This window comes from Mesorhizobium sp. P3_A9 (genome assembly GCF_056402975.1).
The window spans coordinates 1-14,838 of sequence record NZ_JBFUGJ010000138.1 but is presented as its reverse complement, the minus strand read 5'-3'; the positions used below and the strand labels follow the sequence as shown (position 1 = coordinate 14,838).

Sequence of the window (14,838 nt, the reverse complement as noted above, 5' to 3'; positions counted from 1 at the left end):
CACCTCTCCCCCGCTTTGGCGGGGGCGAGGAACCCAAGTCCTGCTAGGTCCGTGCTTAAGCCGACCGCCACATCGGGATGATCGAGGCGGCCAGCACCAGCGCCAACACCACGTTGAGCGCTCGCCATTGCCATTCCGTCTTCAGCAGCCGTGCCAGCACCATGCCGGCGACGCACCAGATGGACAGCGAGATAGCGGCGGTGAGGCCGAAGGTCGAGCCGAGCAGCAAAGCGAGTTGTCCCGGCCCGTCGGCAAGGGCGGCAAACGAAGCCGCCGCACCCAGCCCCATCGCCCAGCCCTTGGGGTTCATCCACTGGATGCCGGCGCCGCCAATGAAGCTGTTCGGTCTGGCCATCGTCACATCGAGATTGGGCGGCCCGGCGCGGCCGATCTTGACCGCCAGCCACAGAAGATAGAGCGAGCCGATCACCTTCATGGCCAGTTGCAGCGAAGGCACGGCAAGCAGCAGGCCGGCGAGCCCGGCGGCGGCGGCAGCTGTAACCGTGGCGAGGCCGGCGGCACTGCCTATCATCAGCGGAACCGATCGGCGAAAGCCGAATTGCGCGCCCGAGGCAGTCGACAAGGTCGTGGCAATGCCGGGCGTGGCGGTGGCCACGAAGGCAAAGAGGATGAGCGGCAGGATGGGCTGGAGCATAGGGCATCCTTTTTGAGGCTCCATGGTAGGCTTGGGCTGGCATCAGTAAATGCAATGTTTGTGATGTCGGGCATTAGCATCTATAATGTCGATATGATCCGCAACCTCGATACTGCGCTGGTGCGCACCTTCGTCACCGTCGCCGACAAGGCCAGCATGACGGCGGCCGCCAATGCGCTGCATCTCACGCAAGGCGCCGTCAGCCAGCAGGTCAAGCGGCTGGAAGATACGCTTGGCTGCAGCCTGTTCGAGCGTGACCGGCGCGGTTTGCGCCTGACGCGTTCGGGCGAGCGGCTGTTCGACAAGGCCAGGCGCCTGCTCAGCCTCAATGACGAGATCTGGACCGAGATGTCGGGACGTGCTGTCGCCGGCCAGGTGCGACTTGGCGTGCCCTACGATCTGGTCGGAACCTTGCTGGCGCCGGTGCTGAAGGCCTATGCGGAGACCTATCCGCAGGTCGAGATATCGCTGGTCTGCGCCTCGTCGCCGGAGCTGGCGTCGGCGCTTGCGGCCGGGACGATCGACCTTGCGGTGATCGAGGAACGGGTCGGGCCGACATCAGGCGAATGCCTGGCCATCGACCGGCTGGTCTGGGTCGGCGCCAAAGGCGGCGTCGCCCGCGCCAAGCGGCCGCTGCCGGTATCGATCGTCGCCGACACCTGCGCCTTCCGCCCGGCGGTGCTCTCGGCGCTCAACGAGCATGGGCTGGAATGGCGCACGGTGTTCGAGAACGGCAACATCGACGCGACAACGGCGACGGTGCGGTCCGACCTCGCCGTCACCACCTGGCTGGCTTCCACCGTGCCGGCTGATCTCGACATCTTGCCGTTCGATGTCGGCCTGCCGCCACTGCCGAATTTTTCGATCAATTTGCATTTGCCGAGGCATAGCGTCGGGCCGGCGGCGCTGGAGTTTGCTCGGCACATCCGCGATGGATTGGCACGGCGGCAGCAGGCGGCTTGAACGTCGCACTTCGCTGGAGCACCCCTCATCCGTCTCGGCGCTACGCGCCGATCCACCTTCTCCCACAGGCGAGAGAAGGCAAGATTGCGCGCATGTCCCTGCCAATCATTGACGTTGAAGATTGGTCGAGCCGCTTACGCCAAGCTCCGCCTTCTCCCCCTGTGGGAGAAGGTGGCCTCGCGAAGCGAGGTCGGATGAGGGTGCTCCAGCTTGGCGCAGTGTTTCTACGATCTTACTTCCAGTTCTTGCGCCGCAGCCATCCCGACAGGGGCCGCGAAATTTTGGCCAAATCCGCCCATCGATGCGTCATCTGGCAGGTTTGGCGCCAAGATTTTTCGATGAAAACCAGACGTCGCCGAAGACGGCGGTGGCAGTGCGGTCCGGCGCCTTGTCCTGCGTCAGCCAGATCGAGCGGCTGCGCGTCGCTTGCTCCCGTGTCGGGATTTTTGCCGCAAGATCCGCAATTGAGGCGCCGAAGCATGGGATGAACCAGGAGCGCATGAAGGGATCGCAGGCGAAGCCCTTTTCGGTGCGGGTCACCATCACCGCCAGCGGCACGCGCTCCGCCGGGCGCCAGGGGAAGATCATGCGGCCGCCGGGGCGCAGCGCCTTCAGCCATGCGGCCGGAGGGGCGACGACGCCGGCGTTGACATAGATGATGTCGGATGGCGGCAAGGGCATCGTTACGGCATCGCCATGGACGACAGTCGCATTGCCGTAAGCTTCGAGGTTTTTGCGCGCCAGTTCGGCCAGCCTGCCGTCGAACTCGAAGGCGGTGACGGTACCACCAGGCGAAACCAGCCTGGCCAGCAGGGCGGTGTAGTAGCCGGTGCCGGCGCCGATATGGGTGACGATCTCGCCGGGTTTCAGCGCCAGTTTCCCGATCCATAGGGCGTGCAGGAACGGCTCGCCATTGTTGATGCCCTTATCGGTATCGAGCGCCACCAGCACGTTCTGGTAGACATGGGCGGGGTCGGCGCTCGGCGTTGTGATCTTGCCGTTGCCGGCGACGATCGTCCAAGGTCCGGGGCCGAGAAAGGCTTCGCGCGGGACGCTGGCGAATACCCCTTCCAGGCGTGGGTCGGATGAGCCGGCATTGGCCGTCATCAGCCGGGCGTAGAATTTCCTGATGTCTTCAATGTTGCTCATGACTGCAGGAAGATAGCGCGATTTGGCGGTTTGTCTCGCGATCCGGCGGAACCTCAGCCGACCCCGAACATCGTGTCGTAGAGCAGCTTGAAATTGAGCACGAGGATGATCGCCGCGACCACCCAGGCGAGTGCGGCCACACCGCGCGGAATGGCGAGGTTGCCCATCTTCTTCTTGTCGGAAACGAACTGCACCAGCGGCACCACCGCGAAGGGCAGCTGCATCGACAGGATGACCTGGCTGAACACCAGCAACTGGCCGGTGCCTTTCTCGCCATAGAGCGCGGTGACGATCACAACCGGGATGATGGCGAGGCCGCGCGTCAAAAGCCGGCGTGCCCAGTTGGGGATGCGCAGGCGCAGGAACCCTTCCATGACGATCTGGCCGGCGAGCGTCGCCGTCACCGTCGAGTTCAGGCCCGAGGCGAGCAGCGCCACGGCGAACAGGATCGAGGCGATGCTGAGACCGAGCAGCGGCGATAGCAGCTTGAAGGCGTCTTCGATTTCGGCGACGTCCTGGTGGCCGGTGTTGTGGAAGGCSACSGCCGACACGATCAGGATGGMRGCGTTGAYGAACAGCGCCAGCATCAGGGCGATGGTGGAGTCCGTCGTCGCCCATTTGATGGCGTCGCGCTTGCCCTTTTCGGTGCGCTCATAGGCGCGGGTCTGCACGATCGAGGAGTGCAGGTAAAGATTGTGCGGCATGACGGTGGCGCCGATGATGCCTATGGCGATGTAGAGCATTGCCGGATTGGTGACGATTTCGGAGGACGGAACGAACATGGCGTGCAGGATCGTGCCGGCCGGCGGGGCGGCGACGAAGATTTGAATGGCAAAGCAGGTGAAGATGATGAGCAGCAGCGCGATGACGAAGGCTTCGAGGTAGCGGAAGCCCTTGTTCATCAGGAGCAGCACGAGGAAGGCGTCGAGCGCGGTCAGCATGGCGCCGCCGATCAGCGGAATGCCGAACAGGAGCTGCAGGGCGATCGCGGTGCCGATGACTTCGGCGAGGTCACAGGCGATGATAGCGAGTTCGCAGGCGATCCATAGCACGAAATTGACGGGGCGGGGATAATAGGCGCGGCAGGCCTGGGCGAGGTCGCGGCCRGTGGCGATGCCRAGCCGCGCGGCGAGCGCCTGCAAAAGGATCGCCATCAGGTTGGACAACATGATGATGAACAAAAGCGTGTAGCCGAACTGGGCGCCGCCGGCGAGGTCGGTCGCCCAGTTGCCCGGGTCCATATAGCCGACCGAGACCATGTAGCCTGGCCCCATGAAAGCGAACAGCCGGCGGAACCAGACGCCCGAACTCGGCACCGCGATGGTGGAATTGACTTCGCGCAGGCTGGGCTGGTCGTCCTCGTCCCGCCTGGCGAACCGCCATGAGGAACGGGGGGCTGTGGCTTCTGCTTCTGACATGGAAAGGCTTTCCGCGACTTCTGGGAGATGTCCGTAAGCTATGCCATGGCTCAACATTATGCAATAGGCTATATTTCATTGTCGGTGCTTTTTGTTCGGCGCTCCGATCCGCATGCGAAAGGCGCGATCGGAAACGCCGGTTGCGTCTGTGGGGGAATGTAAATAAACGGCCTGAAGAATCAGAGCCCGTGCTATAAAAGCGCCGACGGCCAAACTCCCAAGGAGGAGCGCGCATTGGCGCTGAAGAACAGACCGGTCCCGCGTGAGCCACTGCCCGATGCCGATGTCCATTCGGAAGGATTTCGGCAGCAGCGCCAAGCGCGCCGCAGCGCGCTGGTCGAGGATTATGTCGAACTGATCGCCGATCTGATCGAGGACGGCAACGAGGCGCGTCAGGTCGACATCGCCGCTCGGCTTGGCGTCGCCCAGCCGACCGTGGCCAAGATGCTGACGCGCCTGTGCACTGACGGGCTGGTCTCGAGAAAACCCTATCGCGGCGTGTTCCTGACCGAGGCCGGCCGCAAGGTCGCCGAGGAAAGCCGCATCCGCCACCAGACGGTGGAAGCCTTCCTGCGCTCGCTCGGCGTCAGCCCGGAGACGGCGCGCATCGATGCCGAGGGCATCGAGCACCATGTCAGCGCCGAGACGCTGGACGCTTTTCGCAAGGCGATGACGGCGCCGCGCTAAGGTTGGCGAATTTCCCGACCGACAAGCCGCCGGAACCGCCTGTTGTTACGCACGTTTGCTCCTGACATCGCGCGATTGTGCGCGGCAAGGGAGGAAGCAATGGGCGTCGAACAGGCACCGACCGCAAAGGGCAAGCAGGCAGCCAAGGGATTGAAGCAGGCCGCGGCGAAGGACGAGCGCAAGACTGAGGCCGAAACCGGTCATCCCCTGAAGAAGGGTGCCGCGCGCTTCGAGGAGCGCTCGAAAAGCTCCGACGGCAAGAGCGCTGGCGCCAAGCAGAAAAGCTAAGTCGGGCCGATTTCAGCGTTTATCGGCGTAAGCCGTTGTGGGATGCAGCCGGACGCCAACGCGCCAAGGTGTCACTCACGGACATCCTGCACCCAGCTTCTTGGGTGGCCGTCGACGCGGAACTGGAAGATGAAATAGGGCGGGATGCAGGTGCCTTCACCAGGCTTGGCCTGGGGTAAATCATCGTAGCCGGCGGTGCAGATATAGTCCTCGCGGCAGGGATGCGCCTTGTCGCAGGCGCGCAGGCCGGCCGTCTTGGTGAATTCCTTGGTGCAGAATTTGTGGTCCTTGCCCGAGGCGATGCAGTCGTTGAAGCCGGTCTTGGCGAGACGTCCGCATGTCGCCTCGTCGGGAAGCTTGTCGCAGGTCGCCTTGCGCAGCATGCCGCCGGGAAAGCCGCCGGTCTTCTGCTCGGGGTTGTCGTAGCGCTGGCGTGCCGCGCCATAGCCGGCGAGCTTAACCACGGGTTTCTTGTCGCGCGCCGGGTCGATGGCGCATGCCTTGGCGGTGGCCGGCGACAGTCGGCAATACTGGTCGTTGCCCCAGGTCGACATTTTGATCTCGCCGAACTCGACGGGGTCGCCGACCGCGGTGCCCTTCTCGCTAACGCAGGTGCCGAAGCCCGGATGGATGGCACTTTCGTGGACGCCGGCGCAGCGCAGGCCGGCGCCGCAGGTCCAGTCCTTGAAGCTTGCATCGTCACCGCGATAGCAGATCGAGCCCCAGCCATTGTAGAGGTCGGTGCCCTTGAGCGCTTCGGCATATTTCTGGTCCGGACGGGCGGCGAAACCTCTGGTGAAATCGGGATGGCCCCCAGTGGCGAATTGCTCGACGATGGCGCGGCGGCGCGGCAGGTCGGCGAAGAAGACGGCCGAGCCCGGCACGAACACGGCATTGCGGCGCGGTTCGCTGGCCGGATCGGCGCCGGTGTAGTGGAAGCCGGCAATGCCATGCGTCTGGTGGCAGCCGGTGCAGCTCATTTCGTTCAGCCGCAGATCGAAGCCGGCGACCGATTTGATGGTGGCGAGCGTGTTGCCCCGGGCGACATAATCCTTCAGCGCCTTGTCGATATCGGCATCGTCGACCAGCCCAAAGGCGATGTTGTTCTGCGATCGGCTAAGGYCGCCCGGTGCGACAGAGACGGCGCTCTTGGCCAGGAATTTTTCGTCGATGACCAGCCGGCCATGGTCGAGATCGTAGATGTTGCGGTCGGTGAGCAGCCATTTGGCGAAGGACGGCTTGTCGGCCAGCACCGTCGCCCGGTCGATCTGGTTCTCCATCTTCGATTCATAAAAGCTCGACGTCGCCGGGTTCCACTTGAAGATCTTGAGGAGATATTCGGCATGGCCGCCGAAATCGCGCCGCGTCGAGGCCGACAGGCGCAACACCTGCATGTTGAGCTCGAGCCGCATGATCTGCGAGGAATTGAGCATGGCGCCGGACAGCGGCCCTTCGTCGGACCGAAGCCAGGCGGCCAACTGCTCGGGCGGCAGGTCTTTTTGGCCGGCGGCCAGCCAGCGCTGGGCGACGTCGGCGCAGGATACGTCGGTGGCGCTGGGCAAATCCTTCGAGGCGCGCGCCTGCGCCCGCCCGGGCTTGGCGTTGAAGACCAGGCTCATGGTCAGCGGCAGGCGCGAGGAAATGCGCTGCGCGACCTTGCCCTTGGCCGGCTTTTCGGCGACCGAATAGTGGAAGCGGTAGATCAGCCTGATCTCGCCGCACTCGGTGTGGCCGAGATAGCCGCGATCCATGCGGTTGACGACGCCGGTCAGGTCCAGCGTCGAGCCGTCGTCGTCAATGTACTTCGGGTTGAATTTCTGGCTGGTGTCGCTCGATCTGGCCATGGCGGCGACATAGGGGTCGGGGCTGGTCTTCGGCACGTCTGATATCTCCTGCTTGACCGTGTCGCGCACCGTGGCCAGCGCCGGCACGGAAAACAGGCCGCGATTGTCGACGTCGCGGGTCAGGCCGAGTGCCGGGCCGAGCAGCCGGCTGATCGACAGGCCGCCGCGCTCCAGAGCCTGCAAGGTCGCGGGATCGGTGACAGCAACGCTGGAATCGAGCGTCACCGCGCCAGCGCTTGGCAAGCCAAGGCAGAGCAGTGCCGCAAACAGCGACAGGATTTGACCGACCGTCTTCAGCCTCTCGCCCCCTTTTTGCTTGCGGCGATGCTACAGGCCTTGGCCGGTCTCGGCCAGTGCGCTGAGGCCACCACGCCGGCGTCACCTCGGTGGCGAAAAATACTGTGACTTGGYGCAACCATTGGGATAATTGTTTGTTGGGTTGAGCCGGCATGCCGGAGCAACGAGGAAGTTCGCATCACGGGGAGTTGCCATGCTCTGGAGAGGCCGTCGTCAGAGTGACAATATCGAGGACGACCGCAGCGACAGTGGCGGCGGCGGGATCGGCGGCGGTGGCGGATTCCAAATTCCTATCGGCGGCCGGACCGGTGGCGGCGGTAGCATCATCCTGGTCATCCTGGTGGTGCTGGCCGGATGGTATTTCGGCTTTGATCCCTCGGCGATCCTGGGCGGTGGCGACGGCGGCTTGCTGCCGGGCGGCGGCGGCCAGATCACCGACAACGGCGGCGGTGGGCAGGACAGCGGCACGGCACCCGCCAATGACGAGATGAAGCAGTTCGTCGCGACCGTGCTCGCCGAGACGGAAGACACCTGGACCGGCATCTTCAAGTCGCAAGGCCTGACTTATGAGAACCCGAAGCTGGTGCTGTTCAGTGGGCAAATCCGCTCTGCCTGCGGCGCTGCGTCCTCGTCGGCCGGACCTTTCTATTGTCCAGGCGACCACAAGGTCTATCTCGACATGACCTTCTTCCAGCAGCTCGACCAGCAGTTCGGCGCTTCCGGTGAATTCGCCCGGGCCTATGTCATCGCGCATGAGGTCGGCCATCACGTGCAGAACCTGACCGGCATCATGGGCAAGTTCAACGAGATGCGGCAAGGCATGAGCGAAGCCGATGCCAACCAGCTGTCGGTGCGCATCGAGCTGCAGGCCGACTGCTTCGCCGGCGTGTGGGCGCATTACACCGCGCAGAAGGGCATATTGGAGCAGGGCGACATGGAAAGCGCGCTGAACGCGGCCAAACAGATCGGCGACGACACGCTGCAGAAGAAGATGCAGGGCTATGTGGTGCCGGAAAGCTTCAACCACGGCACCTCGCAGCAGCGGCAGACCTGGCTGGCGCGCGGCTATAAGAGCGGCAAGCTGGCGGATTGCAMTACGATGACCGGCGCGCTCTAAGAGCTCTTTTCCAGACACAGATCTGACGGCGAGCACGCCGTCAGGGAGTGTCAGGATCAACGATTCCGGCCTGTTCTCTTATTGTTCCTKGCGGCGGGCTCGCCTATAAGGTSCGTCCGCCTGCGCCAAGGGCGGCCGGAGGAGATTGACCCATCATGATCGACCCCAAAACCGCCAGGCGGGGCCTTGCGCTCGTCTTCACCACGCTGCTGCTCGATATCATCGGCTTCGGCATGATCATGCCGGTGCTGCCGGCTTTTCTCAGGGAATTGACCGGCGTTGGCATTGGTGAAGCGGCGATCGAGGGCGGTTGGCTGTTTTTCGTCTATGCGGCCATGCAGTTCTTTTTCGCGCCGATCATGGGCGGCCTGAGCGACCGGTTTGGACGGCGGCCGATCCTGCTCGCCTCGGTGCTGACCTTCTCCATCGACAATTTGATCTGCGCCGTCGCCTGGTCCTATCCGATGCTGTTCATCGGCCGTGTGCTGGCCGGCATTTCCGGCGCCAGCTATTCGACGACGTCGGCCTTCATCGCCGATATCTCGAACGACGAGAACCGGGCGAAGAATTTCGGCCTGCTCGGCATCGCCTTCGGGGTCGGCTTCGTCATCGGGCCGGTGCTGGGCGGATTGCTCGGCACGTTCGGACCGCGCGTGCCGTTCTTTTTCGCCGCTGGCCTCGCCTTCGTGAACTTCCTGATCGCGATGTTTTTCCTGCCGGAAACGCTCGATGAAAAGCACCGCCGCCGCTTCGAGTGGAAACGTGCCAACCCGGTCGGCACGCTGCTGCAGATGCGTAGGTATGAAGGCATCGGCTGGATCGGGCTTGTCTTCTTTCTGATGACGCTTGGCCACATGATGTACCCGGCGGTGTGGTCGTTCGTCTCCAACTACCGCTATGGCTGGAGCGAGCAGCAGATCGGCTTTTCGCTCGGCGCCTTCGGCCTGTGCGGCGCGATCGTCATGGGCACGGTGCTGCCGCGTGTGATCCCGAGGCTCGGCGAGTGGAGGACAGCGGTCATCGGCCTGACCTTCACGGCGGCCAGCGCCTTTGGCTACGCTTTCGCTTCGCAGGGATGGATGGTCTATGCGGTGATCGTCGTCGGCTGCCTGGAAGCGCTGGCCGATCCGCCGCTGAGAAGCCTCGCCGCCGCCAAGGTGCCGCCTTCAGCGCAAGGCGAACTGCAGGGCGCTATGACCTCGATCTTCTCGATCACCTCGATCATCACGCCGCTGCTCTAYACSGCGATCTTTTCCTGGTTCACCGGACCAGGCGCGCCCGTGACCTTCGGCGGCGCGCCCTATCTGGTCGGTGCGTGTTTCCTGCTGCTGGCGGTTATCGTCTTCGTCACCAAGGTGGCGAGGCCGGCGGCGGTCAGGACCGTCACCACCGATGTCGCGGAAGATGGAGCGCAGATATGAGCCATGACAGCCGCATCGCGCTGACCAAGGACGGGGTGTCGCTGTCGCGGCTGGTCTTCGGTGCCTGGCGCCTGCTCGATGGCGGCGCCCGCCCGGATGCCGATCAGGTCGCGCGGCTGATCGGCAGCGCCGTCGATCTCGGCCTGACCAGTTTCGACCATGCCGACATCTACGGGAATTACGAGGTGGAGGCGGCGTTCGGCGCCGGGCTGGCGCGCTGGAAAGGCAAGCGCGAGGGGATCGAGCTGATCTCGAAATGCGACATCATGCTGGCCTCGGCCAACCGGCCGCAGAACCGGCTGAAGCACTACGACACCAGCGCTGCCCACATAGCCGCGTCGGTCGACCGTTCGCTCAGCAATCTCCACACCGACTATCTCGACCTGTTGCTGCTGCACCGGCCGGATCCGCTGATGGATGCCGACGAGACGGCGGCTGCGTTGGCTGGACTGGTCAAATCAGGCAAGGTGAGGGCGGTCGGCGTTTCCAATTTCACGCCGTCGCAGTTCGATCTGCTGGCCTCGCGGCTGCCGTTCCTCTTGGTCACCAACCAGATCGAGATGTCGGTGCTGAAGACATCTGTTCTGACCGACGGCAGCCTCGACCATGCGCAGCGTCTGGCCTATGCGCCGATGATCTGGTCGCCGCTYGGYGGCGGCTCGTTGTTCACCGGCAAGGAAGCCCGAGAAGCGCGGGTGCGGGCGGCGCTCGCGGCGGTGGCCGCCGAAGTCGGCGCCGGCGATCTCGCCACTGTCGCCATCTCCTGGCTGCTGCGGCATCCGGCCCGGCTGGTGCCGGTGCTGGGGTCGATGAAGCCGGAACGGCTGGCGGCCATGGTCAAGGCGCTTGATATCGTGCTCGACCGCCAGCAATGGTTCGCGATACTGGAGGCCAGCGAAGGGCGGCCGGTGGCCTAAGTTCAGGCCCGTTCGGCGAGCAATTCCTCGCCGCGCTTTTCGCGGATCAGGTTGACGAAGCGGCGGAACAGATAGTGCGAGTCCTGCGGGCCGGGCGAGGCTTCCGGATGATGCTGGACCGAGAACACCGGACGKCCGGTCAGCGCGATGCCGCAGTTCGAGCCGTCGAACAGCGAGACATGGGTTTCCTCGACGCCCTCGGGCAGCGAGTCGGCGTCGACGGCGAAGCCGTGGTTCATCGAGACGATCTCGACCTTGCCGGTGGTGTGGTCTTTGACCGGATGGTTGGCGCCGTGATGGCCCTGGTGCATCTTGGCGGTCCTGCCGCCGAGCGCCAGCGCCAGCATCTGGTGGCCGAGGCAGATGCCGAACACCGGGATATCGGTCTTCAGCAAATCCCGGATGACCGGCACCGCATAGTCGCCGGTGGCCTCCGGGTCGCCGGGACCATTGGAGAGGAAGATGCCGTCCGGCTGCATGGCAAGGATTTCTTCCGAACCGGTGCTGGCCGGAACGATGGTGACCTTGGCGCCGAGGCCGGCAAGCAGGCGCAAGATGTTGCGCTTGACGCCGTAGTCTATGGCGACGACGTGCATGGACGGTTCGGCCTGTTCGCCAAAGCCTTCGTTCCACACCCAGGGCGTCTCGCGCCAGACCGAGGACTGGCCCGAGGTGACTTCCTTGGCAAGGTCGAGCCCGATCAGGCCGGACCAGGCGGCGGCGCGCTGCTTCAAATCGTCGAGGTCGAAGACGCCGTCGGGCGCATGCGCGATGACGGCGTTGGGCATGCCCTTTTCGCGGATCAGCGCGGTGAGCGCGCGGGTGTCGATGCCCGACAGGGCGACGATGCCGCGCTTCTTCAGCCACTCGTCGAGACCGGTGCCGGCACGGTAGTTGGACGGGTTGGTGACATCGGCCTTGAACACGGCGCCGACGGCGCCGGCGCGAGCGGCYGGGTTGAGRTCYTCRATGTCCTCGYCATTGGTGCCGATRTTRCCGATATGCGGRAAGGTRAAGGTGACGATCTGGCCGGCATAGGACGGATCGGTGAGGATTTCCTGGTAGCCGGTGAGCGCGGTGTTGAAGCAGACTTCGGCGACGGCGGAACCGGTGGCGCCGAGGCCGCGACCCTCGATGACGGTGCCGTCAGCCAGCACCAGCAGGGCGGTCGGCTTTTCGGTTGCCCAAGGGGCGGTCATCTCGGCCATGGCGGCACTCCTATCAGGCTGCGCGCTTCGAATGGCCCGGCGAGCCATCTGCGCAGCTTCCGGCACGGCAACGATCTCTCGAGCCCGCGCGCGTCAATTCATTGTCTTATGCAAGGCCGAGTACATAGGGGAAGGGGCCAGAGCGGTCAATGATGCCGCGCCAAAACCATGATGTTTTATTTCGTTGAACAATATCAGTGGCTTGATGAGATTTGCTTTGCGAGTTCGCCACGGTTATTGTCCGCGCCGTTCGAAGGAGAAAGTACCATGCGCGCGAAAATCGCCGAATCCCTGAAGAGCGCGATGAAGGCGCAGGACAAGCACCGGCTGCCGACATTGCGGCTGATCCAGGCCGCCATYCATGAYCGCGACATCSCCAATCGCGGTTCGGCCAAGGASCCSGCCAGCGACGARGAGATCCTGCAGATCCTGGCCAAGATGGTGAAGCAGCGCGAGGARTCGGCCAAAGCCTTCGAAGACGGCAAGCGGCCGGAACTGGCGGCGCAGGAACGCGGCGAGATGGAGATCATCCGCGGCTTCCTGCCGACGCAGCTCGACGATGCGGCGATCGCGGCTGCCGCACGCGAAGCGATCGCGGCGGCGGGTGCTGCCAGCCAGAAGGATATGGGCAAGGTGATCGCCGCGCTGAAGCAGAAATATGCCGGCCAGATGGACTTCGGCAAGGCGAGCGGCATCGTCAAGGGACTGCTGCAGTAACATAGCTGCCTATCGCTGGCCGGAGATTGCGACCGTCACTGGTTGCCCCTTCGGGCCACCGGGCGTTCGCCGATGCCTTCGACGACGATGCGGATGATGTGCCTGATCTTGTCGTCGCGGAACGACCCTCCCGAGAGCGCCGAAAGCATCGCCTGGCCGTATATGCCAAGCAACACCAGCGCCATGAAATTGGCGTCGTCATCCCTGCGGATGGCACCTTGCCGCTGGCCGAGCACGAGCAGATCCCGCACCAGACGCTGGAAGGAAGGGCGGTCGGGCGGCGGCTGTAGGGAAGGGCGCTCGCCGGGGGCGAGGGCCAGCCTGGCGAGCGACGGATTGGCCAGGCACCAGCGCGCACTGTCGAGAAAGACGGTTTCGAGCAGGACGAAGACGTCTTCGTTGGCTTCCATGCGGGCGCGGTAGGGCGCGTCCTCGGCCTCCACACTGGCGATGAGCCGCAGCGCGATCTCCCCTTTCGAACTGAACAGATTGTAGACCGTCTTGCGGGTCAAACCGGCGCGGATCGCGATCTCTTCCACCGAAGTGCCGGCGAAGCCGAGTTCCCGGAACGCCAGGTCGGCGGCGTCGAGGATGAGGTTTCGCGACCGTTCTGTGCGCTTGGGGATTGCCATTTTTATACCGTAGTGTAAATTTACACATATGTAAAATTTAGATGTGTGGCTGCCAGTTGTCGGCAGCACGGCCAGTACGGTTCGTCGCCGGAAGGGTCTGATGCGGCGCATCGGAATTCAAGCCGATCAATCGAAAGTCTGTGCAAAATGGTTGGTGTTCTCAAAGAATTCGGTCCTGGTATCTGGATCGCCGACGGTTCGACCGTGACGGCGGCCGCAGGCTTCCACTACCCGACGCGCATGGCCGTCATCCAACTGTCCGGTGGTGGTCTCTTCATCTGGTCGCCGACCGAGCTCACGGACGCGCTTCGCGCCGAGGTCGATGCCCTGGGTGAGGTGCGCTTCCTGATCGCGCCCAATTCGCTCCACCATCTGTTCCTTGGCGACTGGCAGCGTTTCTATCCCGATGCAAGGGCCTATGCGCCGCCCGGCCTGCGCGAAAAGCGCGGGGGTATCCGCTTCGACTGCGACCTCGACGATACGCCGGTGCCGGACTGGGCCGACGATCTCGACCAGGTCGTCATGCACGGCAACAGGATCACATCAGAGATTGTGTTCTTTCACCGCCAAAGCAGGTCGGTGCTGTTCACCGATCTCATCCAGCATTTCCGCCTTGGATGGTTCAAGGGCTGGCGTGCACTGGTTGCCCGGCTGGACCTGATGGTGGCCGCCGAGCCATCGGTGCCGCGAAAGTTCCGGGCTGCCTTTACTGACCGCGCCGCCGCACGCGCGGCCATCCAGCGCGTGCTCGCATGGCCGGCTGAAAAGGTCCTGATGGCGCATGGCGAACCGGTCACCGAAGGTGGCCAGGCCTTTATACGCCGCGCCTTCCGCTGGCTGGTGGGTTCTTAACCTGGGAGGCAATCTTCCGCGGCTCGAGCGCGAGGCGCAACGCAGGCGCTTCCTGCTGAACGTGATCCCATAACCGGTTCGCGACCGGTCCGTGCGGCCTGTCGCGGCGACGCGCCACCACGAGTTCTTCGATACGGCCAGGCAGATGACGGCCGGCAATGGAGTGCAGGCGTCCGTCGCCGAGCTCCTCCTCGATCAGGAAGCGGGGCAGGTGGCCCCAGCCGAGGCCCTGCAGGATGATTTCCTTCTTCATGCCCTGGTCGGCCACCAGGCATTGCGGCGCGCCTTCGATCAGCGAATAGTCTTGTTGTGGCGAATGGCGGGCGCTGTCGCGCATGACGCATTGGGTGAGTGCCTGCATCTGATCGGGCGTGATCGGCTCTTTGATGCGTTCCGGCAGAAAGCCCGGCGCCACCACGGGAACGAACGGCACCTTGCACAGATCGACCCATTCCACCCGCGCATCGCCCTTGTCGACCCAGTGCAGGATCAGATCGGCTTCGTCATCGAAAAGCCGCTCCCACGGACCGCCGACGGCCTCGAAATGCAGATGCAGGCGCGTGCCCGGGCATTGGGCGAAAAACCGGCCAAGCATGCCCAGAACCTGCGGGCGCGGGCAGAGATCGCCGATCACGACATGGATATCGCTTTCCTCGCCCATCGAGAGCTGGGC

The 14,838-nt window shown here is 64.1% G+C and carries 15 protein-coding genes; 8 read left to right on the top strand and 7 right to left on the bottom strand.

Features of this window, described 5'->3' with window-relative positions:
• Window positions 1-55: 55 nt before the first annotated feature.
• Entirely contained in the window at window positions 56-655 is a 600-nt protein-coding gene (locus AC1DX0_RS19110; RefSeq protein ID WP_477223483.1) for a LysE family translocator, read from the bottom strand.
• A gap of 54 nt (window positions 656-709) precedes the next feature.
• Between AC1DX0_RS19110 and AC1DX0_RS19105 the strand changes: the two genes are divergently transcribed.
• A complete protein-coding gene (locus tag AC1DX0_RS19105; RefSeq protein WP_477223482.1) occupies window positions 710-1,618 on the top strand; it encodes a LysR family transcriptional regulator in 909 nt (302 codons plus the stop codon).
• Between the two features lie 306 nt (window positions 1,619-1,924).
• Here AC1DX0_RS19105 and AC1DX0_RS19100 read toward each other — a convergent pair whose 3' ends face one another.
• Both AC1DX0_RS19100 and AC1DX0_RS19095 read right to left on the bottom strand, forming a co-directional pair.
• Window positions 1,925-2,767, bottom strand: a complete 843-nt coding sequence (locus AC1DX0_RS19100; RefSeq protein WP_477223481.1) for a protein-L-isoaspartate O-methyltransferase family protein — start codon at window positions 2,765-2,767, stop codon at window positions 1,925-1,927.
• Between the two features lie 53 nt (window positions 2,768-2,820).
• Window positions 2,821-4,185: an Nramp family divalent metal transporter gene (locus AC1DX0_RS19095; protein WP_477356434.1), complete on the bottom strand. Its 1,365-nt coding sequence runs from the start codon at window positions 4,183-4,185 to the stop codon at window positions 2,821-2,823.
• A gap of 234 nt (window positions 4,186-4,419) precedes the next feature.
• Here AC1DX0_RS19095 and mntR point away from each other — a divergent pair, with 234 nt between their 5' ends.
• Both mntR and AC1DX0_RS19085 read left to right on the top strand, forming a co-directional pair.
• Complete coding sequence (gene mntR / locus AC1DX0_RS19090; RefSeq protein WP_477223479.1) at window positions 4,420-4,872, top strand: manganese-binding transcriptional regulator MntR; 453 nt, start codon at window positions 4,420-4,422, stop codon at window positions 4,870-4,872.
• Between the two features lie 99 nt (window positions 4,873-4,971).
• Window positions 4,972-5,160, top strand: a complete 189-nt coding sequence (locus AC1DX0_RS19085; RefSeq protein ID WP_019860505.1) for a hypothetical protein — start codon at window positions 4,972-4,974, stop codon at window positions 5,158-5,160.
• A gap of 71 nt (window positions 5,161-5,231) precedes the next feature.
• Here the strand turns inward: AC1DX0_RS19085 and AC1DX0_RS19080 are convergent, their stop codons facing one another.
• Window positions 5,232-7,229 (bottom strand): hypothetical protein, encoded by a 1,998-nt coding sequence (locus AC1DX0_RS19080; RefSeq protein ID WP_477356432.1) that lies wholly within the window; start codon window positions 7,227-7,229, stop codon window positions 5,232-5,234.
• Window positions 7,230-7,494: 265 nt separating this feature from the next.
• Between AC1DX0_RS19080 and ypfJ the strand changes: the two genes are divergently transcribed.
• The 3 genes from ypfJ to AC1DX0_RS19065 all read left to right on the top strand — a co-directional run bounded on the left by ypfJ (window position 7,495) and on the right by AC1DX0_RS19065 (window position 10,756).
• Complete coding sequence (gene ypfJ, locus AC1DX0_RS19075) at window positions 7,495-8,418, top strand: KPN_02809 family neutral zinc metallopeptidase (protein WP_477356430.1); 924 nt, start codon at window positions 7,495-7,497, stop codon at window positions 8,416-8,418.
• Window positions 8,419-8,573: 155 nt separating this feature from the next.
• On the top strand, window positions 8,574-9,839 hold the full coding sequence (locus AC1DX0_RS19070) for a TCR/Tet family MFS transporter (RefSeq protein ID WP_477223476.1): 1,266 nt from the start codon (window positions 8,574-8,576) through the stop codon (window positions 9,837-9,839).
• The gene (locus AC1DX0_RS19065; RefSeq protein WP_477223475.1) at window positions 9,836-10,756 is read left to right on the top strand and encodes an aldo/keto reductase; all 921 of its coding nucleotides are present in this window, start codon (window positions 9,836-9,838) and stop codon (window positions 10,754-10,756) included. The genes AC1DX0_RS19070 and AC1DX0_RS19065 overlap by 4 nt, the downstream gene beginning before the upstream one ends.
• A gap of 2 nt (window positions 10,757-10,758) precedes the next feature.
• On the opposite strand, the gene carA is transcribed toward AC1DX0_RS19065, so the two are convergent.
• Entirely contained in the window at window positions 10,759-11,964 is a 1,206-nt protein-coding gene (gene carA / locus AC1DX0_RS19060; RefSeq protein WP_477356428.1) for a glutamine-hydrolyzing carbamoyl-phosphate synthase small subunit, read from the bottom strand.
• A 267-nt stretch (window positions 11,965-12,231) separates the two neighbouring features.
• Here carA and AC1DX0_RS19055 point away from each other — a divergent pair, with 267 nt between their 5' ends.
• Window positions 12,232-12,681, top strand: coding sequence for a GatB/YqeY domain-containing protein (locus AC1DX0_RS19055; RefSeq protein ID WP_477356426.1), 450 nt, complete (start codon window positions 12,232-12,234; stop codon window positions 12,679-12,681).
• Between the two features lie 35 nt (window positions 12,682-12,716).
• Here the strand turns inward: AC1DX0_RS19055 and AC1DX0_RS19050 are convergent, their stop codons facing one another.
• The gene (locus AC1DX0_RS19050; protein WP_477223472.1) at window positions 12,717-13,313 is read right to left on the bottom strand and encodes a TetR/AcrR family transcriptional regulator; all 597 of its coding nucleotides are present in this window, start codon (window positions 13,311-13,313) and stop codon (window positions 12,717-12,719) included.
• A gap of 147 nt (window positions 13,314-13,460) precedes the next feature.
• Here AC1DX0_RS19050 and AC1DX0_RS19045 point away from each other — a divergent pair, with 147 nt between their 5' ends.
• A complete protein-coding gene (locus AC1DX0_RS19045) occupies window positions 13,461-14,165 on the top strand; it encodes a DUF4336 domain-containing protein (RefSeq protein ID WP_477223471.1) in 705 nt (234 codons plus the stop codon).
• Here the strand turns inward: AC1DX0_RS19045 and AC1DX0_RS19040 are convergent.
• Window positions 14,128-14,838 (bottom strand): LysR substrate-binding domain-containing protein (locus AC1DX0_RS19040; protein ID WP_477356424.1); only part of this gene is annotated, 711 nt, incomplete at its 5' end. The genes AC1DX0_RS19045 and AC1DX0_RS19040 overlap by 38 nt on opposite strands.

Coding starts and splice junctions, on each gene's coding strand:
- AC1DX0_RS19050 (WP_477223472.1), bottom strand. CDS start 13,313: ATGGCAATCCCCAAGCGCACAGAACGGTCGCGAAACCTCATCCTCGAC.
- AC1DX0_RS19045 (WP_477223471.1), top strand. CDS start 13,461: ATGGTTGGTGTTCTCAAAGAATTCGGTCCTGGTATCTGGATCGCCGAC.
- AC1DX0_RS19105 (WP_477223482.1), top strand. CDS start 710: ATGTTTGTGATGTCGGGCATTAGCATCTATAATGTCGATATGATCCGC.
- AC1DX0_RS19100 (WP_477223481.1), bottom strand. CDS start 2,767: ATGAGCAACATTGAAGACATCAGGAAATTCTACGCCCGGCTGATGACG.
- AC1DX0_RS19085 (WP_019860505.1), top strand. CDS start 4,972: ATGGGCGTCGAACAGGCACCGACCGCAAAGGGCAAGCAGGCAGCCAAG.
- AC1DX0_RS19110 (WP_477223483.1), bottom strand. CDS start 655: ATGCTCCAGCCCATCCTGCCGCTCATCCTCTTTGCCTTCGTGGCCACC.